This window comes from Paenibacillus hemerocallicola, assembly GCF_006265175.1.
GTDB classification, from domain to species: Bacteria; Bacillota; Bacilli; order Paenibacillales; family NBRC-103111; genus Paenibacillus_AB; species Paenibacillus_AB hemerocallicola.
In genome coordinates this window covers 35,307-57,265 of the sequence record NZ_VDCQ01000015.1, presented here as the reverse complement: position 1 = coordinate 57,265, position 21,959 = coordinate 35,307, and the positions used below count along the sequence as shown (strand labels likewise).

Below are 21,959 nucleotides of genomic sequence, written 5' to 3'. Positions count from 1 at the left end.
GCGAGGAGGAATGAGGATGGCCGGCAGTCGAATGAGTCGCAGACAAATGCTCGCTTCACTTGGAGTTGCAGGCGTCGCTTCGGTCGGATTGGTATACGGGAGAGAACTGGAAACTCATGCTTCGGTTGTTGAAAGCGTTTACTTCAAACCCAAGAAGAGCTTGAGCTTGCCCGAGGCGGTTCTGCGCTTCGAGGACGTGATGAATTTGATCGGCTTCGAGGGGGAATATGCGGGGCAGCAAATAAGTTTGAACCAATACCGCCCGGGTACCGGTACGGGGGGAGGACTGCTGTATTGGGATCCGGCAATACCGAAAGCGGCCCATAATGGAGGAACCGTTATGAGTCCGACTGCCTCTTGGGACGGAACGGCTCCGGGCTTGCCTTCGTTTTTGAACGGGAGCGGAGAGACGAACCCGACCGGCAGCGGCTGCTGGGTCCGTTTGCAGGACCGCGAGAACGAGTTCCGCCCCGAGAGCTTCGGCGCAGTAGGAGCGGGCAACGAACAAACCGTCATTCAGTCCGTACTCGACGCAGCGAGAGCCTGGTCGGTCCAACATGCAGGGAGACGTCCGATTATCGGATTCGACAAAGTCTACACGGTAAACGGCGTTCAAGTATACGACGGGTTTGTGCTGCTCGGTCCGGGCGGATTGAAACGCGACGACGGAACCATTCCGAGCTCCTCGGTCGCCTCCAGCAGCGTCATACTCGGAAACGGCATTAAAGATATCGACATATTCGGTTTGATTGTCGACGGAAACGACCGATTGCAGGGCGTGATGAGCGATCCCGCCTATCGGCAGGGGAACAACGCCGGGGCATTGGGCTATCAAAATATATACATCATCGGCAAATTCGCAAATGCGGACCCAGACATGGGAACGATCCGCATTCATAATTGCCGAATCGTGAATTCGCCCGGCAACGGCATTGTCGTGAACAACCACAGTCAAGCCTCGTTAACCGGCAACCATATCGAGAGATGCGGTAAAAACGGGATTTATTTGGCGCAGACGCACGGCTTCAATACGAGCGTAACCGGCAACTACATTCGGGAATGCGGGTTCGTGTACGGCGGAGGCATCGGAATCGCGCATGCCCACGTGAACGCGTCCGGAAATATTATCGTCGGCTGCTACGAATACGGGATCCTGATCAGCTCCACGGGGGTCGGGGCGAGATGGAATACGGACATTGCTGTATCCTCCAACAATATTAGAGGGGTTAAAAGGCTGCTTCTGGATAACAGCGGGAATCCGGAAGCTTTCAAGACAAGCTCGCTTGGAGTCGGGATCGGATATACGCAGGTTTTTGTAACCCGAGCGAGCACCCGGCTTAACGTTGCTATTGTCGGAAACAGTATACAGGGTGCGGAAGGAAGCGGCATCGCCTGCTTGGGGGCGGCCTACAACGCGGCATTTCTGCCGTATGGCATCGCCGTTTCCGGGAATTCCGTCATGCTGTGCGGCGGGGCGGGATTGAATGTCCGCTATGTGCGGGGAATTGCTTGTACGGGCAATATGGTCACGGCGAATTTTTTTGCGGATATTTATATCGATGACGTGTCGGGATCGATCGCAAGCAATACGGTCGTCTGCAAATACCCCGTCGCCGATCGGGTCATCCATAACGGCATCAAGTATGAGGCGAAGAAGCGGCATCTATCCTCCGGCGGCACGCAGCCCGGTCTGAACGCGGATTGTTGGACGGCCGTTCAAACGAGCGAAACATTGCCCGAATGGCACATGGACGAAGTATACGCTCCGGCGATCCGTCCTTCCACGTACGGGATATACTCCGTGTATCGTCCGAACGGCTCTGCGGTGAGCGGTAAAAGGAACGACCTTCTGCTCGAAAGCAATCATTTGGAAGGAGCGGACCATTCGAATCGCATCTCGAACGTCAATTTGGTGCGGAAGCTCGTTGGTGGATCAACGCCGACGGAGCTGCCCTTCAGAGCCGGCGACAGAATGTATGACGACAATCCTGTATCCGGCGGAAGAGAGGGACGTATTTGCATTGCAAAGGGCGTAGATACGGCAGCGGCGGCGTGGGGCGGCGGCCAAGCCGTCACTGCCGGCGAACGCCGGATCAATGCCGGCAAATTGTACGAAGCGGCCCAAGCCGGTACGACCGGCAACGCCGCTCCGTCCCATACGGCCGGGAATGCATCCGACGGAGCAGTCGTCTGGAGCTTTATCGATACCGTCGCCGTGTTCGAGGAGTTCGGCCGTATCGGAGTGTAGAATAAATGTGGGAATAAGAATCCGGAGCAAGGATAAACACGATAGAGCGCGCGGAGGCTGCCTTGTAAAAGGGGGCCTTCCTGCATGCGTATGTCCCGGACGGTTTGCTATAATAAGTGATATAGCTTCAGAACGCAACGAGGAGGAATGGATAGTGAAGCTGTTTATCGTCACCGGAGCTTCGAAAGGCTTGGGGGAAGAGATGTTGCGGCAGCTCATGCGCCCCGGTCATCGCTTGATCGGCTTGGCACGGGGAGAAGGAACGGAGCTGCAAGCCGAGGCTCGGGCTAGAGGCGTTCGGCTGGAATGGATTTCGTGCGATCTCAGTGACGCCCGGCGTCTGGAGACGGTGATGGCCGAGGCTTTAACGGACGGAAGCGGAGGCGAAGGAAGTGACGTAGGGATCGGACCGGGCAACGGCTCTGCCTTTGCCGACGGAATAACGGGTGCGTATTTGATCAACAATGCGGGAACGATCGAGCCGATGGCCCCCGTGGACCGCTGCTCCGTTCCGGATATGGCGCGCAGTGTGGCGCTCAATCTGATTGCGCCGATGGCGCTGACCGCCGAATTTATACGGCATACGGCAGGCTGGGACGTCGATCGGCGAGTGCTGAACGTTTCGTCCGGGGCAGGCAAGAAGCCGTACTACGGCTGGAGCGCCTACTGCGCCTCGAAGGCGGCGCTCGACATGTTTACCCGCTGCGCGGGCGAAGAGCAGCAGGTGGAAGAAGGCGGGGTACGCGTGCTGTCGGTAGCCCCCGGCGTAGTGGATACCGGCATGCAGAGCCGGATTCGAGAGACAAGCGCCGATTTGTTCCGGCAGCGGGACCGATTCGTGCGGCTGAAGCAATCGGGAGCGCTGCTGAGCCCGGGCGAGGCGGCGGACAAGCTGCTGCGGGTGCTCTTCGACGATCGCCATCCGTCCGGCAGCGTGCTCGATATTCGCGACCTGTTTTGACCGGGACACCGCGGCTGCCCGACTGCTGATCGAAGATAGCCTCTATTGGGCAGAGCGGAGAAGCGTTGCAGCCGAACAAGTAAATCCTGCTAACTCTTTACAGCGACAAGTCTGTTGTGGTACGCTTGATGGCAAGAAGAACAAACGAATGGACGGCATCATCAATCGGGCGGAGACGAAGAGACCCCTTTTGCTGATGGGCGCCCTGTTACTTGACGTAACGGGACGCTTCATCACGCGGAAGGGTTTTTTGCGTTCGCAAATAATCCGGCCAAGCAGCCCGAAGCTGCCGTCATGGGAGGCGATATAACGATGGACGCGACTTTTTCCGCTAGAAGAAGGGAACGGATGCTGCAAAGCATGTCCGAACAACGGCTCGACATATTGATCATTGGGGGAGGCATCACCGGGGCGGGTATCGCTTGGGACGCCAGCTTGCGGGGATTGAAGACGGGCTTGGTGGAAATGCGGGATTTCTCCTGGGGTACGAGCAGCCGTTCGACGAAGCTCGTGCACGGCGGACTCCGCTATTTGAAGCAGGGCGAAGTGAAGCTCGTCATGGAGGTTGGCCGCGAGCGGGCGCTGCTGCACCGCAAAGCGCCGCACATCGTCATTCCGGCGCCGATGATGCTGCCGATCTACAAGGGCGGCACGTACGGCTACTGGATGTCCGCGATCGGCCTGTATGTGTACGACTTGCTGGCCGGCGTCAAGCGGGGAGAACGGAGGGTCATGTACAACCGCTCCAAGACGATCGAGCTGGAGCCGATGTTCAAGCGGGAAGGGCTGAAGGGGGCGGGCTATTACTACGAATACCGCACCGACGATTCGCGTTTGACGGTCGAAATCGCCAAGACGGCTTACGGTCACGGCGCCAAGCTGGTGAATTATGCGAAGGCGGTCGGCTTTTTGTATGAGCAAGGCCGAGTTGTCGGAGTGAACGTCGAGGATGGTTTGACAGGCCAAATTTATCCCGTATATGCCAAAAAAATCGTCAACGCAGCCGGCCCGTGGGTCGATCGCGTCCGCTCCCAAGACCATGAGGTCAAAGGCAAGCGGCTGCTGCTGACGAAAGGGGTTCATCTCGTAGTCGATCACGCCCGGCTGCCGATCCGGCAATCGGCTTACATCGACGTACCGGACGGGCGGATGATATTCGTCATTCCGCGCGAGGGCAAAACGTACATCGGTACGACCGATACGTTCTATGAGGGCAAAGTCGAAGAGCCGCGCACGACGAGCAAGGACCGCGACTATTTGATTCAGGCGGTCAACCATGCGTTCCCGGAGGCGCGCCTTGCGGCGGCCGACGTGGAATCGTCCTGGTCCGGGCTGCGGCCGCTTATCCGGGAGGAAGGCAAGGGCCCTTCGGAAATTTCCCGGAAGGACGAAATTTTCCGTTCCGAATCGGGACTCATTACGATCGCGGGCGGCAAACTGACCGGCTTCCGCAAAATGGCCGAGAAGGTCGTGGATTTGGTCGAGCAGGAGCTGGTCAAGGAGGAAGGAAGAGCCGCCGTAGGCTGTAAAACCGACCGGGACGACATCAGCGGAGGCGATCGCGGCGGAATGGCTTCCTATGCCGATTACCGTCGGCAATGGATCGCGCGCGGCGAGAAGATGAGGATCGGAGCCGGCGATACGGAATATTTGCTGGGCCGGTACGGATCGAACGTAAGCTCCATATTCGACCTGTATGCCGATCTGGCGCAGGAGGCGGCATCCACGGCAGTTCCGGGCAATGCCGAGGCCGACGGACTTGGTCGCAGAATCGACCTGCCTCTGCTGGAGGCTGAGCTTCGTTATTCGATCGACCATGAAATGACAGTAAGTGCGACCGACTTTCTCGTGCGCCGGACAGGGCTCGTCACGTTCGACCGCAAGCGCGCCCAAGCGCTGGTCAAGCCGGTCGTGCAGACGATGGCGAGGCTGCTCGGATGGAGCGGGGAAGAATCGGATCGTCAGCGGCAAGATGCCGTGGCTTATATCGAGCAAGTAACGAGCTTTCCCGAGGCTGACGCTTCCGCCGTTTGAGGCGGCGGCTACGTCCCTAGCCCGGACAGGAGCAGGAACAGTCCGATACCGACTGCCAGTATGCCGCCGATCCGGCCCATCAGGATGGCGGCCTCGCTCGGTTCGGCGTTTTTGAATTGCCAGCCGATATTCCAAAACCAGGCTGTTCTCGGGAACAGAACGTTCAGCAGCCCGATTCCGATGAAAACATACGGTATGACTTTGATCCAAGCCATGGGAGGCACCTCGCTTTAAGCTTTTGTGCTTGCATGCACATTGCACCTTGTACGCGCTTACTTCTTCATTACGTGAGTCGGGCTTGGAAAGTTTCGGAAGGGAAAGCGTTTTTCTTTCCCGGTATTTTCATCCGCCTCCGAGGGTGGTATGGTGGTAGCATAAACAACCGTTGGAGGGATTCGTCATGAAACGGTACGTATTGGCTCTGGATCAAGGCACGACCAGCTGCCGGGCGATCTTGTTCGACCGCGGCGGACAGATGAAGCGGGTGGCCCAGAAGGAATTCAAGCAATATTTCCCGCATGCCGGTTGGGTCGAGCACGACGCCGGAGAAATATGGAGCGTCCAACTGCAGGTAATGCGCGAGGTAGCGGAAGGGATAGACCCGGGCGAAATCGCCGCGATCGGCATTACGAACCAGCGGGAGACGACGGTCGTATGGGACCGGGCGACAGGACGGCCCCTCCACCGGGCCATCGTCTGGCAGTGCAGACGGACCAGCGACACCTGCGAGCAATTGAAGCGGGAAGGATGGGACCATGCGATCCGGATGAAGACGGGACTCGTCACCGATCCGTATTTTTCCGGAACGAAGCTGAAATGGATTCTCGACCATGTGCCTGGCGTGCGCGAGAAGGCGGAAGCCGGCGAAGCGCTGTTCGGGACGATCGATACGTGGCTCATCTGGAATTTGACCGAAGGACGCGTCCACGTGACGGACGTCTCCAACGCTTCCCGCACGATGCTGTACAATATTCACGATCTCGACTGGGACCGCGAAATTTTGACCAAGCTCGGCATTCCGGAGGCGATGCTGCCCGAGGTGAAGCCTTCGAGCCACGTATACGGAGAAACCGTCCTGCTCGGCAATGATTCGGGGATCCCGGTGGCCGGTGCGGCGGGCGATCAGCAGGCCGCTTTGTTCGGCCAAGGCTGCCACGAGGCCGGCATGGCCAAGAACACATATGGAACGGGCTGCTTTTTGCTGAAAAATACGGGAGAGAGGCCGATTCAATCGCAAAACGGGCTGCTGACGACGATCGCCTGGAGCGTGGGCGGCAAGACGAGCTACGCTTTGGAAGGCAGTGTATTCACGGCTGGAGCGGTCGTCCAATGGCTGCGAGACGGGCTGCAGCTCATCTCGGATGCGGGCGAGACGGAAGAGCTGGCCGCGTCGGTAAGCGATACGGAGGGCGTCTACATCGTGCCGGCGTTCACCGGTCTCGGCACGCCTTACTGGACGGCCGATGCGCGAGGCATGATTACCGGATTGACGCGGGGAAGCGGCAAGGCGCATATCGTGAGGGCGGCGCTGGAATCGATCGCTTACCAGACGATGGACGTGCTGCGGATCATGGAGAAGGAATCCGGCATCCGTCTGAACGAGCTGCGGGTGGACGGCGGCGCGACACGGAACGGATTTCTCATGCAGTTCCAAGCGGACATGCTGGGCGTACGCGTCACCCGCTCGAAGGTGCAGGAGACGACGGCGCAGGGCGCAGCCTATTTGGCCGGGTTGGCCGTCGGCTTCTGGAACGGAACCGGCGAGCTGAAGGCGCTGTGGGAGAAGGACCGGCAATTCGAGCCGGCCATGGCCGAGGAAGACCGGAACCGCAAGTATGCGGGCTGGCTGCGTGCGGTCGGATATCAGTTGTAGGAAACGGAAAAGGCTGTTCCCTTCGTCGTTTGACGGGGGAGCAGCCTTGTTTTCGTAGCGGCGAGGCATGGTTGGATAAATCCACAATCCTCGAGCCTTCAGCGTTTCGCGGGAAATGTGAAAAACCTCAACCCGTGCTCCGAACTGGACTTTAGCGCCTCGCAACCGTTATTTTAGCGAATTTGAAGTACTCTTTATCGACACGAAGCTGCTGCTTCAAATCCGGCTAAACAAGCCTTTGCCGATCGCACCTGTCCCCTTCGATACTGCCGTCTTTAGAACCGCCCCATCGGGTAGGGAGTCCCGTCATCTCGGCGGTCTCTATTTCATGAAAGAACGGTATTTCCACGCAGCTCCATTAAATGCGCAGGCCGGCTCTTCTCCAAATCCGCAAAATTACCGCACAAGCAAGCAAGCTGGCGCCTGCGGAAAATCCGAGGATGATCGGAGCGTAGCCTAAATACCATACCGTTATAATGATGGAGAGAGACAAGAGCCACAGGCCCAAATAGACGATCTCACGGCCTAGTTTCATGCCGACGTACAAATAAAAGCAGGCAAGCGCAAACGACCGGGACAGCTCGGCCGTAAATAGCGGAACGACCCCCAGACGAGAGAGCAGCACGACGATAACGAGCAGCGCCGCCGCGGCGAGAACGGGAATAGCCCAACCCGGGGCGGAGGCGGAATGTGAGCCTTCCGAGTCAGCTTCGACTTTGCAGGAAGCGGTCCCGATGGTGGCGGAATCCGAGCCCGAACCGGGGGTGCCGTCGATCGAACCGGAACGCGGATGCGCCTTTTTCCCGCGGCTCCCAAGTCCTCGAACCGCGTAGAAGATGCTCAGCACGGCCGCTGCCCATAGCAGCACCATGCCAATCGTCCCGTTCGGGTCCAAGACCCGGAAGTATTGCAGCAACGAGTTGGCCATCCATTGCAGGCCCCATATGTACAAGTATGGAATAATCGAATAAGCTTCGGCCGCGAGCCGCTTCACGTACAGTCACCTCAAATCAACGTTAGCTTACTATTCCATAGAACGGAAGTCAACTTGGGGAACGTCCGGTCGAGGAGGGGGTGGCCCCGCGCAAAAGGGACTTGCACTGGGGCGGCTGCAGGAGGCTATGGCACCGGATCGATCCGGTAACGCTTGGCGTATTCGCGAGGCGACAGGCCGACGACCTTCTTGAACATGCGGCTGAAGTAAAACTCGTCTCCGTATCCGACGCTGTGGGCGATCGACTTCAGCCGGTAATCGGATAGGACGAGCAGTTCTTTGGCGCGGTCCATGCGCAGATGGGTCAAATAATCGATCGGGCTGTAGCCGATCACTTTTTTGAACAAACGCGAATAATGGCTGACGCTAAGGCCCGCCAATTGCGCCAGCGATTCCAGCGTCAGCGGCTCCTGGTAGTGCTGGACCATGTAGTCCTGCGTCAGCTCGATCGCCGCCGTCGTATCTCCGGCAATTTTTTGCGCGCGGAAATCCTGCAGCAGAGCCAGCCAGAACTCCTGCAGCAATATTTTGCGCCTCATGGCGGTCATATGTCCCCGCCGCTGCCACAGGACGAACAGCTGCTCCATCCAATAAATGAACTGCGGGGTGTTCTGCAACGTATACATGCCCTGAAGCGGAAACGGGCTTTCCGCCGAGCTCCGGCAAATCCACTGTTCCTTCTCCTCGTACGTTTCCGTATAATGAAAACGTAAAAAGTAATATTCGATCGGCTGTTCCTCATCGGTCCGGCGCTCCACGAGCATTCCCGGCTCGAAGAAGAACAGCTTGCCCGGCTCGGCCGGGTAGTGGGTACCGTTGATCGTGAACGTCCCTTTTCCTTTTACGATTAGCCAGAAGGAATGGTGCCGGATCGTCCGCATCGGCTGGACCCACGTCGGCTCGCATTTGCGGTGGCCGGTCAGCACGATCGAGAAGACGAGCCTGTTCAATCGGGCGGCTATTTCCCCCGGAGTCAGCATGTTGAAGAGACGCTCCTTTCGCCCGCTCGTCGAGGCGGGATTCAAACAAATTCATCATACCAGAAACGGAAATCGACAGCACGAAAGAGGAGATACACAAGTGGACACGAACGACGCAAAATCGTATTTTTCCGTACGTCTGTTGGAATGGTACGACGTGCACAAGCGGGACTTGCCTTGGCGACGGAGCCGCAATCCTTATTATATTTGGATTTCCGAAGTTATGCTGCAGCAAACCCGGGTGGAGACGGTAATCCCGTATTACCACCGGTTCTTGGAGCGTTTTCCGACGGTCGAAGCGCTTGCGGACGCACCGGAAGAACAGGTGCTGAAGGCGTGGGAAGGACTCGGTTATTATTCGCGTGCGCGCAATCTGCAGGCGGCGGTGCGGGAAGTGAAGGAAAGCTATGGCGGAAGGGTGCCGGATTCGAAGGAGGAAATTTCCTCGCTCAAGGGCGTCGGCCCCTATACGGCCGGAGCCGTCCTGAGCATCGCCTACAATAAGCCGGAGCCGGCGGTGGACGGCAACGTCATGCGCGTACTGTCCCGCTATTTCCTGCTTCGGGACGACATCGCCAAGCCTTCGACCCGCATCGGCATCGAGAAGCTCGCCCGGGAGCTTATCCCGGAAGGAAAGGCGGGAGACTTCAATCAGGCGCTGATGGAGCTTGGAGCGACGGTCTGTACGCCGAAATCGCCGCACTGTCTGACCTGCCCCGTCATGGAGCTGTGCGCGGGGAGGTTGGAAGGGATTGCGGACGAGCTGCCGGTCAAGACGAAGGCGAAGCCGCCAAGGCCGGAAAGGCGGGCTGTAGCCTTCATCGAAGGCGCCGGAGAGGAAGCGGGCCGCATCTTGGCCCGCCAGCGGCCCAAGGAGGGGCTGCTCGCGAGCATGTGGGAGCTGCCTCACGTGCTGCTGCCTGAGACGATGCCGGAGCCGGAGGCTGCCGGAGCGGACGCGGCGGCCATGCGCTTTCTGCGCGAGAAGCTCGCTGCCGAATACGGGTTGAACGTCGAGCCGACAGAGCCGATGATGGACGCCGAGCATACGTTCAGCCACATCCATTGGCGGCTGCGCGTATACCGGTGCCGATTCCTCGGTTTGGCGGAAGGGCCGGCTGTACATGATGGAGGAGTCGCAAACAACACGGCCGACGACGACGGATTGCGTGATGGAGACGTCTTTTTGTGGTTCGGCGAGAAAGAGCTCGGTCAATATGCGCTCCCGAACGTTTTTTTGAAAATATTGAAGCAAGCCGGAGTTCGCTAGACAGGGCATTGCCCGCAAAAGAAGCTTCCGATCCCCTATATCATGAGGGGCGGAAGCTTCTCTTCGTTTTCAGGCGTTTGCCTCCGGCAGGGCTTGCCTTACGCGCTTGGGCGGCATCGCTTGCATACCTTCGACTTGGCGCCGTCTTCCAGCGTGCGGGTATACAGCAGCTTGATGCGCGTCGCCCGGCATACGGGGCACGTCCCTCTTCCTCGGGAGGGCAGCTTCCATAACGCTTTTCCGCGGTTCGATTTCGACATATGGGGGATCGTCCTTTCGGGGTTGATCGTTTTTCGCTACATTGTATTCGCGAAGCCGACGAACAAGAACCGGTGCCGAAAGGAACAAAAGCAACGCAAGAACCCCCGCCCGTCACCTTTGTGACGGGCGGGGGTTCCCATTCGTTTCAAACCGAATTATTTCGCGGCGTCGTACAGCTTGCCGACTTCGTTCCAGTTGACTACGTTCCAGAAAGCGCCAATGTAGTCCGGACGTTTGTTTTGGTATTTCAAGTAATAAGCATGCTCCCATACGTCCAGTCCGAGGAGCGGCGTGTCGCCTTCCATGATCGGGCTGTCTTGGTTAGGCAGGCTGTATACTTTCAGCTTGCCGTCTTTCGTAGCGGCGAGCCATGCCCAGCCGCTGCCGAATCGGGTCGTAGCAGCCGTTGCGAAAGCTTGCTTGAACGCTTCGAATCCGCCAAGCTCGCTGTCGATTGCCGCAGCAAGAGCGCCGGTCGGTTGTCCGCCCGCGTTCGGGCCGATCGTCGTCCAGAACAGGGAGTGGTTCGCATGGCCGCCACCGTTGTTGCGAACGGCGGTACGGATATCTTCAGGAACCGCGTTCAAGTCGGAGATGAGTGCTTCAAGCGATTTGTCGTGCAGCTCCGGATGTTTGTCGAGCGCTGCGTTCAAGTTCGTTACGTATGTGTTGTGATGACGGTCGTGATGGATTTCCATCGTTTGTGCGTCGATGTGAGGTTCGAGGGCATTGTTTGCGTAAGGCAGAGCCGGCAGTTGATGTGCCATGAGAAATACCTCCCTAAATTATGGATTTGTACATGCCTATTATCCCTTATTTCCGGATATAAAGTCAACATGCGCAATACTTATGTTTGAAAAGTTCGTCGTCACCCATGCCGGATTTCGAACTTGTCAATAAACCTTTGAAATCCAACCCTAAACAGTATGCTTGATTTTTATCATCTTATACTTCAACGTCTCATAGAGTATAGGAGAGTATCGTCTTGCCCGGTTTCGGACATGGCAGAGGAGCAGTATTCTTGAACGGTAACGAGGGGAGTTCAATCGAATTTTGTCGAAAATTTGGGAAAAGGAAAAAAATGTACAAACGTAAATATATGTTAAAAAGCCTATAGGATCCTAAAATGGGACTGAAAACGGTTTCTAATAAGCGTTTTCATGCGAATTTTCGAAAAAAACTAAAGTTTTTAAGGATTTATTAAGACTTTGGCAGGATTTCCTCGATTTTTGTCGTATTTGTAACTTCATATCATTTTCGTCGATAAAAAAACAAACGGGGAGAGACCAGGATGTTCGTTCGGCCCTTTTATTTGTCCGATTATGCGTCGATTACGAGTCTTTTCAGCGAAGTATTGTCCGAAGCCTGTTACGAGGAGACGATGGAAGCTTTCGCCAAGCAGCTTTCCTTGGATCCGGACCTGGTACTTGTCTCCATCGTGGGCGATGAGATCGCCGGCATCATCATCGGTACGATCGACCAACGCAACCAGGGGTATTATTACCGTATCGCCGTAGCGACAGCGTATCAGCGGCGTGGCATCGGCAAAGCGCTTATCAACGGTCTGAAGCAGAAGTTCATCCAGCGCAAGGTCAGCAAAATTCTCGTAACCGTGGATGTGCACAACGAACCGATTCTTCCCGTTTACGAAGCGGTAGGCTATACCGACAACAATTTTTCCCGTTCGTTCCGTCACTTGAGAATCGTGAGCGGCCGCTGACGGGAGACGAATCGCATCGCTCCTTCGAAGGGCATATCTTGAAGCCGTTGCAATTGGCGTAGAGATATGCTTTTGTATTCGTATGGGTGCTAATTCGCGGTCTTACATCCATGTGCTTACTTCGATAATGGTTTTTGATAACGTTACGGAAAGTGGATTTGGCCAAGGGAAATGGCGAAGGAGAGCTTTTCGTACCATCAAAAACAACCGCTATTTCGCGGTCGTACATCCATGTGCTTACTTCGATAATGGTTTTTGATATAATAGGAGTAGTTGTTCAGAAAGGGCTTACTATGAATCCATTTTCCCCATATCGAATCAAAAGCTTCAAACACGACGGGCATCTTCATCGGATGTGGATGAAAAACTGGCGTATTCCCGACCCGCTGCTCATTCCGGAGCACCGGGACGAGTCGATGATCGTGCTGATCAACAGCCAGACGCCGATTCGCGAACGCGACGGGAAGGAATGGACGAGCAAAATTCCGTCGGTCACGTTTTTCATTCCCGGTCAATGGTTCAATGTCGTTTCGCTTCTGGAGGATCAGGGAGTCCGTTATTATTGCAATATCGCCTCTCCTCCGTACGTGAACGGCGGAGTCATTACTTACATCGATTACGATCTGGACGTGATTCGCACGCCGGACGGCTATACCCAAGTCGTGGACCAGGAAGAATACGAGCTGCATAAACAAAATTACCATTACTCGGACGTAGTGGAGCGCAAAGTGAAGCGGGGACTGGAAGCGGTGTTGGGCCGATTGAAGCGGGGAGATACGCCGTTCCGCAACGAGCAGGTACTTGCCTACTACGAGATGTGGAAAAACGATGGGCCGGAGGGTTGACATGGGCACTTACGAAAGCCAAGACGGCCGCGAGGCGGTTTCGGCCCCCGCAGCGGAGCAGGCGCAGGCTCCGACGCGCAGCGTGGCCTCAGAACTATGGGATTGGACCAAATCGATAGCCGTTGCTCTTGTCATCGTGATTTTGCTGAACATGTATGTCTTTAATTTATCTACGGTCAAAGGACATTCCATGGAACCGACCCTTCGGGAGAAGGAGTGGCTGTTCGTCAACAAATTCTCCTTCCTGATCGGACATCCGGATCGGGGGGACGTCGTCATTTTGAAGGATCCCGACATGCAGTCGGTGGACCGGCAATATTTGGTCAAACGCGTCGTGGCCACTCCGGGAGACAACGTGGAAATTCGGGGAGGCAAGCTGTACGTGAACGGGGAGGCCGTCTCCGAGCCTTATACGGATATCAAGATCGAGGACGGGGACCGCGGGCCGATCATTGTCGAAGAAGGACGCTACTTCGTGATGGGAGACAACCGGCATCAGCTGGCCAGCAAGGATAGCCGGACATTCGGTACCGTGTCGGAGAAGGCGATACAAGGCAAGGCCGAGTTCATCCTTTGGCCTCCTCGCCAAATGGGAGGACTGTAGCGTTGAAGGACGTCATGATCTACACGGATGGAGCGTGCTCCGGCAATCCGGGCCCCGGCGGATGGGGGGCCATCCTGTTTTACGGCGCCAATCGCAAAGAAATGTCCGGCGGCGAGAAGCATACGACGAATAACCGGATGGAGCTGCTTGCCGCGATCGAATCGCTTGGCGTGCTGAAGGAGCCTTGCAAGGTGAGGCTGTACAGCGATTCCGCTTATTTGGTCAATTGCTTCCAGCAAAGCTGGATACGGGGATGGCAGCGGAACGGGTGGAAAACCAGCAAGGGACAGCCCGTCGAAAATCAGGACTTGTGGAAGCAGCTGTTGAAATTAATGGAAACGCACAACGTGGAGTATATTAAAGTCAAAGGACATAGCGACAACGAGTTCAACAACCATTGCGACTTTTTGGCTCGGGAAGCGATCAAGCGCCTAATTTGAGGTGAGCACGGCATGAGCGTCACGACGGCGTCGGGAACCCGGGAACACTGGGCCGGATTGAAAGAGGAAATCCAAGAGGCTCTGCCTGCGCTCGGCATCGACAAGATCGGCTTCGCGTCGGCCGAGCCGTTCGCGGAGCTCAAGCAAATATTGCTGCGACACCGGGAACGGGGACACGAGTCGGGCTTCGAGGAGCCGGATCTGGACAAGCGGACGGACCCGGCGCTCAGTCTGGATCGCCCGCAATCGCTAATTTCCATTGCAATCGCGTACCCCTCCAAATTGTCCGATCCTCCGAAGTCCGAGCCGGGCGCATACCGAGGGATTATTTCCCGCTCCTCCTGGGGGGAGGATTACCATCGGGTGCTGCGGCGAAGAATGGCTTCTCTCGAAGCGTTCATCACGGAGCGCGTCCCGGACGCCCGGATGGAAAGCATGGTCGATACGGGCGCTTTGGTCGACAGAGCGGTAGCCGAACGCGCGGGTATCGGATGGAGCGGCAAAAACTGCGCGATCATAACGCCGGAATGGGGCTCTTGGGTATACCTCGGCGAGCTTGTCACGAATATCCCCTTCCCGCCTGATCGGCCGATAACCGACCAGTGCGGTGAATGTACGATATGCATCGATGCCTGCCCGACCGGCGCTCTGGTCGGTCCGGGACAGTTGAATTCGAGCCTCTGCATATCGTTCGCGACGCAAACGAAAGGTTTCGTCGGAGACGATATGATGCGCAAAATCGGCAACCGGCTATACGGGTGCGATACGTGCCAAGTCGTCTGCCCGGTGAACAAAGGGAAAAACTGGACGCATCAGCCCGATCTGCAGCCGGACCCGGAGAAGGTAAAGCCATTGCTGAAGCCGCTGCTGTCGATGTCGAACAAGCAGTTTCGCGAACAATACGGCGATATGGCGGCTTCCTGGCGCGGTAAGAAACCGATTCAGCGCAATGCGATCATTGCCCTCGGCAATTTCCGGGACAAGTCGGCCGTACCCTTATTGGCAGAGATGCTGAACGATGACGACAGGCCGGAAATTCGCGGGACGGCCGCATGGGCGCTTGGGCGGATCGGCGGATCGGAAGCGCTGGCCGCGCTGGAAGAAGCGGAGCGGAAGGAAGCTAACCCCGATGTGGCGGAGCGCATAAGGAGCGCCGCGAAGGAGATTTCGGCGAGCGGGACCTGACGAGCGTGAACGGTCTCGGTCAGGCGAGACAACGGGGAGTTATTAGGCTGGAGGGAAAGTTTGCATGAAATACGTCAGCATCGAGCAGGTGGAATCGGGACAATATTTGGGCAGAACGATTTTTGCCAGCAACGGGACCGTTCTGCTGTCCGAAGGCGTGCAATTGACCGTCTACATGATCAACACGCTGAACCGGATCGGCGCGACGATGTTATATATTAAAGACCCCCAATTCGAGGACGTGGAAATTCCCGAGGTGCTGTCCGACGAAACGAAGCGGAGCGTCATGAAGAAGATGACGGAAACGTTCGACACGATCAAGTCCGGCAAGCAGTTCGACACCCGTTCGGTTAGCGTGAGCATCGACCAGCTGCTGGACGACGTGACGCGCAACAAGGAAGTGCTGATCCAGCTCTCGGATATCCGGACGAAGGATAACGAAGCGTATGTGCATGCTTTGAACGTGTGCATGATGTCCACGATGATCGGCATCAATATGAATTTGAATCAGACGCAGTTGAAGGAATTGGCCATAGGAGCGCTGCTTCACGATGTCGGCAAGGTGGAGAGGCTCGCGGACGACGAATCGCCGGACCCGAAACGGCACCATACGTGGAGAGGCTTCGAGCTGCTGAAGCAGAAGCAGGAGCTGAATCTGCTGATCGCCCATGTGGCGCTGCAGCACCATGAAGCGCCGAACGGCGAAGGTTTCCCGAGGAAGCTGGTGGGGGACCAAATTCATATATACGCCAAAATCGTGACCGTCGCCAACATGTTCGACAATTTGCAGTACAATTTATCCGCGGGGGGCAAACGGATGCTTCCCCACGAGGCATGCGAGCATATGATGGCATTGGCGGGAACAAAGCTGGATCGGGACGTGCTAATCCATTTTCTGCGAACCGTCTCCGTCTACCCGACCGGCTCGTCCGTCCGCCTATCCACGAAAGAGTCGGGCGTCGTCGTAGGGCAGCATCGCGGCTTGCCGGGGCGTCCGATCGTTCGCGTCGTGCGCCAGGTCGAGGATCAGATTCAGGTCAAGGAAGTCGACCTTGCGAGGCACACGACCGTGTTCGTCGAGAGCGTACTGGCTTAGCATAGCGCAAAGCGATCCTTCTTTTATTGATAGGCTCGGAAATATCCCCATATAGGAGTTCATTCGGCGATGGCGAGGCGCAACGGAGGCTTCTCCGTAGTAAAAGCCCGGCGGATCGGGCCCATTTTTCCCATTTGAAGTAAACTTCCCAAAATGCTATGATGAAATGTATTCGACAGCATAAGAAATCGATGTTGGGGTGAAATTGAATGTGGAGTTGGATTATACCTATTGTGACTTTGATCGTCGGTCTCGTCGGAGGATTTTTCATCGGCGTATTCTACTTGCGCAAGCAAATGGAAGCGATGCAGGCAAATCCCGAGATGCTGCAGCAGATGGCGAAGAAGATGGGGTATAACTTGAACAAGAAACAGATGCAGCAAGTTCAGGGCATGATGAAAAACCAGAAATGGAAATAAAGGCTGCATCTCCCGCGTAAGCGAGGAGGAGGGATTCGGATGGCTGGGGTGAAAGATTACCGTAACGACAACGTGGATCGCAACCGAGAACGGATCGAGGAACATGTACGAGAAATTTTGCGGCTCATGGGCGAGAACGTGGAGCGCGAAGGACTGCTGGAGACGCCGGCCCGGGTAACCCGGATGTATGAGGAGATTTTCGCGGGCTATTCGGTCGACCCCCGTGACGTAATGGGAGTTACGTTCGACGAAAACCACCAAGAGCTGGTCATTATCAAGGATATCGTCTATTACAGTCAGTGCGAGCACCATATGGCGCCCTTTTTCGGCAAAATCCACATCGGGTATTTGCCGAGCGGCAAAATTGCCGGACTAAGCAAATTCGCCCGGTTGGTTGAAGCGGTTACCCGTCGACTGCAAGTCCAGGAACGCATAACGTCGGAAATCGCCGACATTCTCGTCGAGGTGTTGGACCCTCAAGGGGTTATGGTCGTCGTGGACGGAGAGCATATGTGCATGTGCTCGCGCGGGGTAAAGAAGCCGGGCAGCAAGACGGTGACGTCGGCCGTAAGAGGACGGTTCACCTCGGATTCCGCGCTGCGGGCGGAATTTTTGTCTCTCGTCAAGGATTAAAAGAAGGAAAGTCGGTCTCCCAGGGAGGCCGGCTTTTTTGAACGAAGCCTAATTCGCATACTGAAGTGCTTACATCGCATGATCGGCGAAGGCCAGCCGCCTTTGCCGGTGCCGGCGTGACCGCGATTCCATACAATAGCGGAACTGGCGTATGTTATTAACCTCAATAGCAGTGTTGACAGCATAATAAAGGAAAATATTTCCCCTATTATGCTGTTCTTTACCCAATTTCACCTATAGAAATCAAGATAACGGAATCTTGTGCCGTTATATTCAGAAGTGTAGCGAAATTCGAGATAATAACGGAATCCAGTGCCGCTAATTACAGGCAACTTGTTGGCGGTTTAAACGAAAGGCAGCTCCGTATATTGCGCTATTTTGCTCCTTGCAGGCGGAATTGCGGTTTAAATGAACCCCATTTTACTATTGTTGAACCTAAGTTCGCCAATAGCAAAATGAGGTTCATTGTTTTTTGCAATGTCGATATAGAGCCCGAATGTATTTTCAAGAAACTACGATTAATAATTGACACTGATAATCATTATCAATATAATGATAATTGTTATCACCATTGTGGAAGGAGCGCTGTCCGATGCCGCGCAACGCTGTGCCCCGTACTTGGAACCGCATGTTTCCGCACGTTTCCTCTGTCGCGGCCGGGCCCGACTCGACCGTGTATGCCTCTTCGCTCGGTCAAGGCGTATATCGCATTGACGATACGGGAAACTGGAGCCCGCTGGACGATAATTGGCCCGAGGATGCCATGGTCAACCGGCTGCTTGTCAGTCGGAACGTCTTGACGGCGTGCACGAGCAAAGGGCTGTACATATATGTCGGCGAACGCTGGGAGCCGACGGACGTAGCGATCCCCGTATACCGGTTCCGCGAGAGCGAGAGCGGAAGGATGCTCGCCGCTACCCAATACGGCATCTGGTGCAGGACGGAGGATGGCTGGCTGAGCTGGGCTTTTCCCGATTCCATCGTGTATGACCTGCTCTATTTGCCCCAATTTATTATTGCGGGCTGCGAGAGCGGAATTGCGGTATACGACCGGCTGACCGGCGATTGGAGCGAATTTCCGTTGCGGACTGCGGTGACGGGCGTTGCGGTTTTCCGGGGGCGTCTGATCGGGGTAAGCGATCGCGGGCAATTGATCGTCGGCAACAAGCGCGGAGGCTTCGACATTTACCGGCTGGACGGTTTATTTATGATGGGTTTGATTCCGAAAGGACGCGAAGTGTACGTGTGTACCGACAGAGGGCTGTTCCGGCTCGGGCTGATCCGCGACAGCGTGACGCTGCTTCCGGTCCGACTCGGCTTCCCCGTGGCCGATGCCGACTGGATCGGCGACACGATCGTAGTGGCCACGTTATTCCGCGGTATTCAATCGATATGACGGAAGAGGGGATGAGTGTGGTAGTCGTCGTACAGCGGCTGTGTCTGGAGCACGGCTGCGGCAAAAGCATGCTGAGCGGCATCGAACAATTCAAGCCTCGTGCCGGGACCGGCAAATGGACCTCCATCGAGGTATTGTCGGCCCGCAGTCCGGAGCAATACGAGGAATACATCGTTACGACAAGATGGGAGCTGACAGGGGAGCAGTTCGAACGGGTACATATCGATTGGTACGGGGCGATAATTGCGGAGCTGCCGGCCTCCGGCATCGTTCGCTACGAATGCTCCTGCTACGACACCGTCCTGATGCGTGAAAATGGGGTGTCGCTGCTTGATCTGTGCGCGGACAATAGGAGAAGGAGGATTTGACGTGCGCTTTTTGCTTATAACGGCACTTATTTTATTGCTGGTCAATATCGCCTTGGTCGTGTTGTACATTCGCGGAGCGAGAAAAGAAAAGGGATAGTCCGATAAATTCGAATATGCGGGAGGACGGGAGAAGATGAAGGTTATCGTCGTATTTGCAAGCATGACGGGGAATACGGAGGACATGGCGGATGCGGTGGCGGAAGGAATCCGTGCGGAAGGCGCGGAGGCCGTTTTGAAAAACGTGCTCGATGCAAACGCATCCGAGCTGGCGGACTATGACGCATTCGTGCTCGGAGCCTATACTTGGGGGGACGGGGAGCTTCCGGATGAATTTCTGGACTTCTACGAGGAGCTGGACGATCTCGACTTGTCCGGCAAGCAAGCGGCCGTATTCGGCTCCGCGGATTCCTCGTATCCGGAATTCGGCAAAGCGGTGGACGTATTGGAGGAGAAGCTGGAGGAGCTGGGAACGGTGCTCGTATCCAAAGGACTTAAGGTAGAGCTGGGTCCGTCCGAGCAGGAGAAGGCGGTTTGTCGCGAATTGGGCAAACAGGTCGTGTTGGCCGCGGCAGGCGTGAAATGATCCCGCGATTCGTGGAAGACAAAGGCGTGTCGGCGGCGGTCAAGGAAGCGCAAGCAACGGTCGGCGTTATCGAGGATTACAGGCTGGAGGAGCTGCTGCGCTGCCCTTTCCGCGTGACTAGGCCGAGAAAGGAATATCCGGGACAGCCTCGCAAGGATGTGAGCTGGCGACAACTCGTCCAGTATTCGGCGAGCTATATCGTTAACGATTATTTCAGTCTTCCTCCTGAGCAGCGGTCGGCAGGCGCGATCGAAAGATCGGCGTACCACCGCTGGAGCAACAGAGCTTATAAATTCGAGTCTGCCGATCATTACAAGCATATGCGGGCGCAAACGGTCTCCAACTTGACCCGGTTTTTGCAGGAAGGGCGGGACCTTGTGCCGATGGTGCTGTTCGAATCGTTCCGTCGTTACATCCCGTCGGTGGAATCCGACGTTTCCTTCATCGTGCAGATGCTGCACCGGACGGGGAGCGGCTCGCAGTCTCCCTATGTTATCCATAAATATTTGGTCGATGACGATCCAGGGGTTATTATAGGCTTCCGGCATTTGGCGGTACTGTTTTGCAGCGAAGCGTTCGGAGCGCTTCCGGGAAGAATCGAGGTGTTTGGGGTACTGAGCGGCAACCGTTACGTATTCCGGCCCGGTCCGGAAGAAGTCGCCAAGGCGGCCGATTATATCAGGCTGCTCCGCGACTATATGCCCGAAGCGGGGGCGGGGCCGCGATATGATCCGAATCGTCCGTCGGTATGCGGCAAGTGCGCATTGCGGACCGAATGCGACCGTTCCGCCCGGCACGACATCGCGCCTTCCGAGCGCCGTATCCTGCACTAGCCGCTCCACCGGTCAATAAGGCGCCCACTTCACCTGCTGCGCCACGACAAACCGTTCGTTCACATGCGGCCAATTGACGACGTTCCACCAGGCGGCCGTATATTTCGGACGTTCATTCTGGTATTTCAAATAATACGCATGCTCCCATACGTCGAGCGCGAGAAGCGGAATGACGTCCCACTGCGACAAATTCTGATGCTTCTCGGCCTGCAAAATCTCCAGCCGATGGCTGCGCGGGCTCCATACGAGCAGCGCCCAGCCGCCGCCCTCGACCTTGTCGGCCGCCGACGTAAAATGCTTCTTGAACGCCTCGAAGCTGCCAAAGTCGCGATCGATTTGTGCGGCGATCGGTCCGGACGGCTTGCCTCCGGCCTTTGGCGCCATCACATTCCAAAATAAGGTGTGGAGATAGTGGCCGGCCCCGTTGAACGCGGCTTCACGCTCCCAATGCTTGATCAGGTCGAAGTCGCCGGATTTGCGCGCGTGCGCCATCATCGTCTCGGCTTTGTTCAAGCCGTCCACGTAGCTTTTGTGATGCTTGTCGTGATGGAGACGCATGGTCGTCTCGTCGATATACGGCTCCAGGGCATTGTAGGCGTAGGGCAACTGGGGAAGCGTATGACCGCCGATCGGTACGGCCTTTTCGCGCAGGGGAGGATCGTTCCATACGCCATCGGGCGATATGGACTCGGCGCGGTCTGCCGCTTGTTCTTCATTGCGGTATGTATGCTCGGTAGGGGATGTCAATACCGCCTGCAGCACTCCAAGGAAATATTCGGATTCGCGGATGATATGCTGCACGACCGTCGGTGCGGTCGGTACGGAGCGTACGGCCGCGCTTTGCTCCAGCAAGGCGAACAGCTGCTTGACGAATTCTTTGGACTGGGCGGCGGAGCGTTGCAGCAAGGCGTCTACTTGCCGCCATAGCTCGGGACCGACAGCTCCGTTCGATCGGATGACCGCTTCGATCCATTGGCCTGCGGTCGCTTCCGTTTGCGCGAACACGGATTCCCACTGCTGCAGCAGCTTCACATATTGCGGTTCAAGATTGGGAACGAGCTCGCGGATCACCACGGTATGCTCCTTCTCCTGCGTTTTCCAGAACCTTATTTCTTCCAGCAGTCTGAGCGGCATGAGCGAGCCGTATACGTATAGCATCGCGTCCACCATCCTCCCTTGTAAAATCTTCTCCATTATATTCGGAAGGAGGATTGAC

23 protein-coding genes are annotated in these 21,959 nt (G+C 56.3%); 17 read left to right on the top strand and 6 right to left on the bottom strand.

The annotated features are described in order from the left end of the window. Positions 1–16 precede the first annotated feature (16 nt). The 3 genes from FE784_RS13005 to FE784_RS12995 all read left to right on the top strand — a co-directional run bounded on the left by FE784_RS13005 (position 17) and on the right by FE784_RS12995 (position 5,243). Positions 17–2,248 carry a right-handed parallel beta-helix repeat-containing protein gene (locus FE784_RS13005; protein WP_176706176.1) on the top strand — a complete coding sequence of 744 codons (2,232 nt, stop codon included), beginning with the start codon at positions 17–19 and terminating at the stop codon, positions 2,246–2,248. 154 nt (positions 2,249–2,402) lie between these two features. Further along, positions 2,403–3,209: an SDR family NAD(P)-dependent oxidoreductase gene (locus FE784_RS13000; RefSeq protein WP_176706175.1), complete on the top strand. Its 807-nt coding sequence runs from the start codon at positions 2,403–2,405 to the stop codon at positions 3,207–3,209. Between the two features lie 312 nt (positions 3,210–3,521). Beyond that, the gene (locus FE784_RS12995) at positions 3,522–5,243 is read left to right on the top strand and encodes a glycerol-3-phosphate dehydrogenase/oxidase (protein ID WP_139602631.1); all 1,722 of its coding nucleotides are present in this window, start codon (positions 3,522–3,524) and stop codon (positions 5,241–5,243) included. A gap of 8 nt (positions 5,244–5,251) precedes the next feature. Here the strand turns inward: FE784_RS12995 and FE784_RS12990 are convergent, their stop codons facing one another. Then, positions 5,252–5,458, bottom strand: coding sequence for a DUF6199 family natural product biosynthesis protein (locus tag FE784_RS12990; protein WP_139602630.1), 207 nt, complete (start codon positions 5,456–5,458; stop codon positions 5,252–5,254). A 185-nt stretch (positions 5,459–5,643) separates the two neighbouring features. On the opposite strand from FE784_RS12990, the gene glpK reads away from it, so the two are divergent. Next, a complete protein-coding gene (gene glpK, locus FE784_RS12985) occupies positions 5,644–7,116 on the top strand; it encodes a glycerol kinase GlpK (RefSeq protein ID WP_139602629.1) in 1,473 nt (490 codons plus the stop codon). A gap of 358 nt (positions 7,117–7,474) precedes the next feature. Here glpK and FE784_RS12980 read toward each other — a convergent pair whose 3' ends face one another. Continuing rightward, a complete protein-coding gene (locus tag FE784_RS12980; protein ID WP_139602628.1) occupies positions 7,475–8,110 on the bottom strand; it encodes a hypothetical protein in 636 nt (211 codons plus the stop codon). Between the two features lie 125 nt (positions 8,111–8,235). Beyond that, positions 8,236–9,090: an AraC family transcriptional regulator gene (locus tag FE784_RS12975; protein ID WP_139602627.1), complete on the bottom strand. Its 855-nt coding sequence runs from the start codon at positions 9,088–9,090 to the stop codon at positions 8,236–8,238. 100 nt (positions 9,091–9,190) lie between these two features. On the opposite strand from FE784_RS12975, the gene mutY reads away from it, so the two are divergent. Then, entirely contained in the window at positions 9,191–10,360 is a 1,170-nt protein-coding gene (mutY, locus tag FE784_RS12970; protein ID WP_139602626.1) for an A/G-specific adenine glycosylase, read from the top strand. Positions 10,361–10,458: 98 nt separating this feature from the next. Here the strand turns inward: mutY and FE784_RS40840 are convergent, their stop codons facing one another. Together FE784_RS40840 and FE784_RS12965 are read right to left on the bottom strand one after the other, a co-directional pair. Beyond that, a complete protein-coding gene (locus tag FE784_RS40840; RefSeq protein WP_176706173.1) occupies positions 10,459–10,620 on the bottom strand; it encodes a hypothetical protein in 162 nt (53 codons plus the stop codon). A 156-nt stretch (positions 10,621–10,776) separates the two neighbouring features. Beyond that, positions 10,777–11,388 (bottom strand): superoxide dismutase, encoded by a 612-nt coding sequence (locus tag FE784_RS12965; RefSeq protein WP_139602625.1) that lies wholly within the window; start codon positions 11,386–11,388, stop codon positions 10,777–10,779. Positions 11,389–11,912: 524 nt separating this feature from the next. Between FE784_RS12965 and FE784_RS12960 the strand changes: the two genes are divergently transcribed. From FE784_RS12960 to FE784_RS12905, 12 genes are all read left to right on the top strand, one after another. Beyond that, positions 11,913–12,341 carry a GNAT family N-acetyltransferase gene (locus FE784_RS12960; protein ID WP_139602624.1) on the top strand — a complete coding sequence of 143 codons (429 nt, stop codon included), beginning with the start codon at positions 11,913–11,915 and terminating at the stop codon, positions 12,339–12,341. Positions 12,342–12,634: 293 nt separating this feature from the next. Then, positions 12,635–13,186 (top strand): DUF402 domain-containing protein, encoded by a 552-nt coding sequence (locus tag FE784_RS12955; RefSeq protein WP_139602623.1) that lies wholly within the window; start codon positions 12,635–12,637, stop codon positions 13,184–13,186. A gap of 1 nt (position 13,187) precedes the next feature. Next, positions 13,188–13,790, top strand: coding sequence for a signal peptidase I (lepB, locus tag FE784_RS12950; protein ID WP_139602622.1), 603 nt, complete (start codon positions 13,188–13,190; stop codon positions 13,788–13,790). A gap of 2 nt (positions 13,791–13,792) precedes the next feature. Further along, a complete protein-coding gene (gene rnhA / locus FE784_RS12945) occupies positions 13,793–14,230 on the top strand; it encodes a ribonuclease HI (protein ID WP_176706172.1) in 438 nt (145 codons plus the stop codon). Positions 14,231–14,242: 12 nt separating this feature from the next. Continuing rightward, complete coding sequence (gene queG, locus FE784_RS12940; RefSeq protein ID WP_139602621.1) at positions 14,243–15,415, top strand: tRNA epoxyqueuosine(34) reductase QueG; 1,173 nt, start codon at positions 14,243–14,245, stop codon at positions 15,413–15,415. A gap of 64 nt (positions 15,416–15,479) precedes the next feature. Next, positions 15,480–16,511 carry an HD-GYP domain-containing protein gene (locus FE784_RS12935; protein ID WP_139602620.1) on the top strand — a complete coding sequence of 344 codons (1,032 nt, stop codon included), beginning with the start codon at positions 15,480–15,482 and terminating at the stop codon, positions 16,509–16,511. Between the two features lie 209 nt (positions 16,512–16,720). Next, positions 16,721–16,930 (top strand): YneF family protein, encoded by a 210-nt coding sequence (locus FE784_RS12930; protein WP_139602619.1) that lies wholly within the window; start codon positions 16,721–16,723, stop codon positions 16,928–16,930. 39 nt (positions 16,931–16,969) lie between these two features. Further along, a complete protein-coding gene (gene folE, locus FE784_RS12925) occupies positions 16,970–17,563 on the top strand; it encodes a GTP cyclohydrolase I FolE (protein ID WP_139602618.1) in 594 nt (197 codons plus the stop codon). 592 nt (positions 17,564–18,155) lie between these two features. After that, positions 18,156–18,959 carry a beta propeller repeat protein gene (locus tag FE784_RS12920; protein WP_139602617.1) on the top strand — a complete coding sequence of 268 codons (804 nt, stop codon included), beginning with the start codon at positions 18,156–18,158 and terminating at the stop codon, positions 18,957–18,959. Between the two features lie 17 nt (positions 18,960–18,976). Then, positions 18,977–19,327 carry a hypothetical protein gene (locus FE784_RS12915; protein WP_139602616.1) on the top strand — a complete coding sequence of 117 codons (351 nt, stop codon included), beginning with the start codon at positions 18,977–18,979 and terminating at the stop codon, positions 19,325–19,327. Between the two features lie 133 nt (positions 19,328–19,460). Further along, positions 19,461–19,910 carry a flavodoxin gene (locus FE784_RS12910; RefSeq protein WP_139602615.1) on the top strand — a complete coding sequence of 150 codons (450 nt, stop codon included), beginning with the start codon at positions 19,461–19,463 and terminating at the stop codon, positions 19,908–19,910. Continuing rightward, the gene (locus FE784_RS12905) at positions 19,907–20,743 is read left to right on the top strand and encodes a hypothetical protein (RefSeq protein WP_139602614.1); all 837 of its coding nucleotides are present in this window, start codon (positions 19,907–19,909) and stop codon (positions 20,741–20,743) included. The genes FE784_RS12910 and FE784_RS12905 overlap by 4 nt, the downstream gene beginning before the upstream one ends. A 12-nt stretch (positions 20,744–20,755) precedes the next feature. Here FE784_RS12905 and FE784_RS12900 read toward each other — a convergent pair whose 3' ends face one another. Then, on the bottom strand, positions 20,756–21,901 hold the full coding sequence (locus FE784_RS12900; RefSeq protein WP_139602714.1) for a Fe-Mn family superoxide dismutase: 1,146 nt from the start codon (positions 21,899–21,901) through the stop codon (positions 20,756–20,758). Positions 21,902–21,959: the final 58 nt, after the last annotated feature.

What these genes read in the sequence shown, in the direction of transcription:
- FE784_RS13005 (WP_176706176.1), top strand. Translation starts at nt 17, where the DNA reads ATGGCCGGCAGTCGAATGAGTCGCAGACAAATGCTCGCTTCACTTGGA.
- FE784_RS12995 (WP_139602631.1), top strand. Translation starts at nt 3,522, where the DNA reads ATGGACGCGACTTTTTCCGCTAGAAGAAGGGAACGGATGCTGCAAAGC.
- FE784_RS12990 (WP_139602630.1), bottom strand. Translation starts at nt 5,458, where the DNA reads ATGGCTTGGATCAAAGTCATACCGTATGTTTTCATCGGAATCGGGCTG.
- glpK (WP_139602629.1), top strand. Translation starts at nt 5,644, where the DNA reads ATGAAACGGTACGTATTGGCTCTGGATCAAGGCACGACCAGCTGCCGG.
- FE784_RS12975 (WP_139602627.1), bottom strand. Translation starts at nt 9,090, where the DNA reads ATGCTGACTCCGGGGGAAATAGCCGCCCGATTGAACAGGCTCGTCTTC.
- FE784_RS40840 (WP_176706173.1), bottom strand. Translation starts at nt 10,620, where the DNA reads ATGTCGAAATCGAACCGCGGAAAAGCGTTATGGAAGCTGCCCTCCCGA.
- FE784_RS12965 (WP_139602625.1), bottom strand. Translation starts at nt 11,388, where the DNA reads ATGGCACATCAACTGCCGGCTCTGCCTTACGCAAACAATGCCCTCGAA.
- FE784_RS12960 (WP_139602624.1), top strand. Translation starts at nt 11,913, where the DNA reads ATGTTCGTTCGGCCCTTTTATTTGTCCGATTATGCGTCGATTACGAGT.
- FE784_RS12955 (WP_139602623.1), top strand. Translation starts at nt 12,635, where the DNA reads ATGAATCCATTTTCCCCATATCGAATCAAAAGCTTCAAACACGACGGG.
- lepB (WP_139602622.1), top strand. Translation starts at nt 13,188, where the DNA reads ATGGGCACTTACGAAAGCCAAGACGGCCGCGAGGCGGTTTCGGCCCCC.
- queG (WP_139602621.1), top strand. Translation starts at nt 14,243, where the DNA reads ATGAGCGTCACGACGGCGTCGGGAACCCGGGAACACTGGGCCGGATTG.
- FE784_RS12935 (WP_139602620.1), top strand. Translation starts at nt 15,480, where the DNA reads ATGAAATACGTCAGCATCGAGCAGGTGGAATCGGGACAATATTTGGGC.
- FE784_RS12930 (WP_139602619.1), top strand. Translation starts at nt 16,721, where the DNA reads ATGTGGAGTTGGATTATACCTATTGTGACTTTGATCGTCGGTCTCGTC.
- folE (WP_139602618.1), top strand. Translation starts at nt 16,970, where the DNA reads ATGGCTGGGGTGAAAGATTACCGTAACGACAACGTGGATCGCAACCGA.
- FE784_RS12920 (WP_139602617.1), top strand. Translation starts at nt 18,156, where the DNA reads ATGCCGCGCAACGCTGTGCCCCGTACTTGGAACCGCATGTTTCCGCAC.
- FE784_RS12910 (WP_139602615.1), top strand. Translation starts at nt 19,461, where the DNA reads ATGAAGGTTATCGTCGTATTTGCAAGCATGACGGGGAATACGGAGGAC.
- FE784_RS12905 (WP_139602614.1), top strand. Translation starts at nt 19,907, where the DNA reads ATGATCCCGCGATTCGTGGAAGACAAAGGCGTGTCGGCGGCGGTCAAG.
- FE784_RS12900 (WP_139602714.1), bottom strand. Translation starts at nt 21,901, where the DNA reads ATGCTATACGTATACGGCTCGCTCATGCCGCTCAGACTGCTGGAAGAA.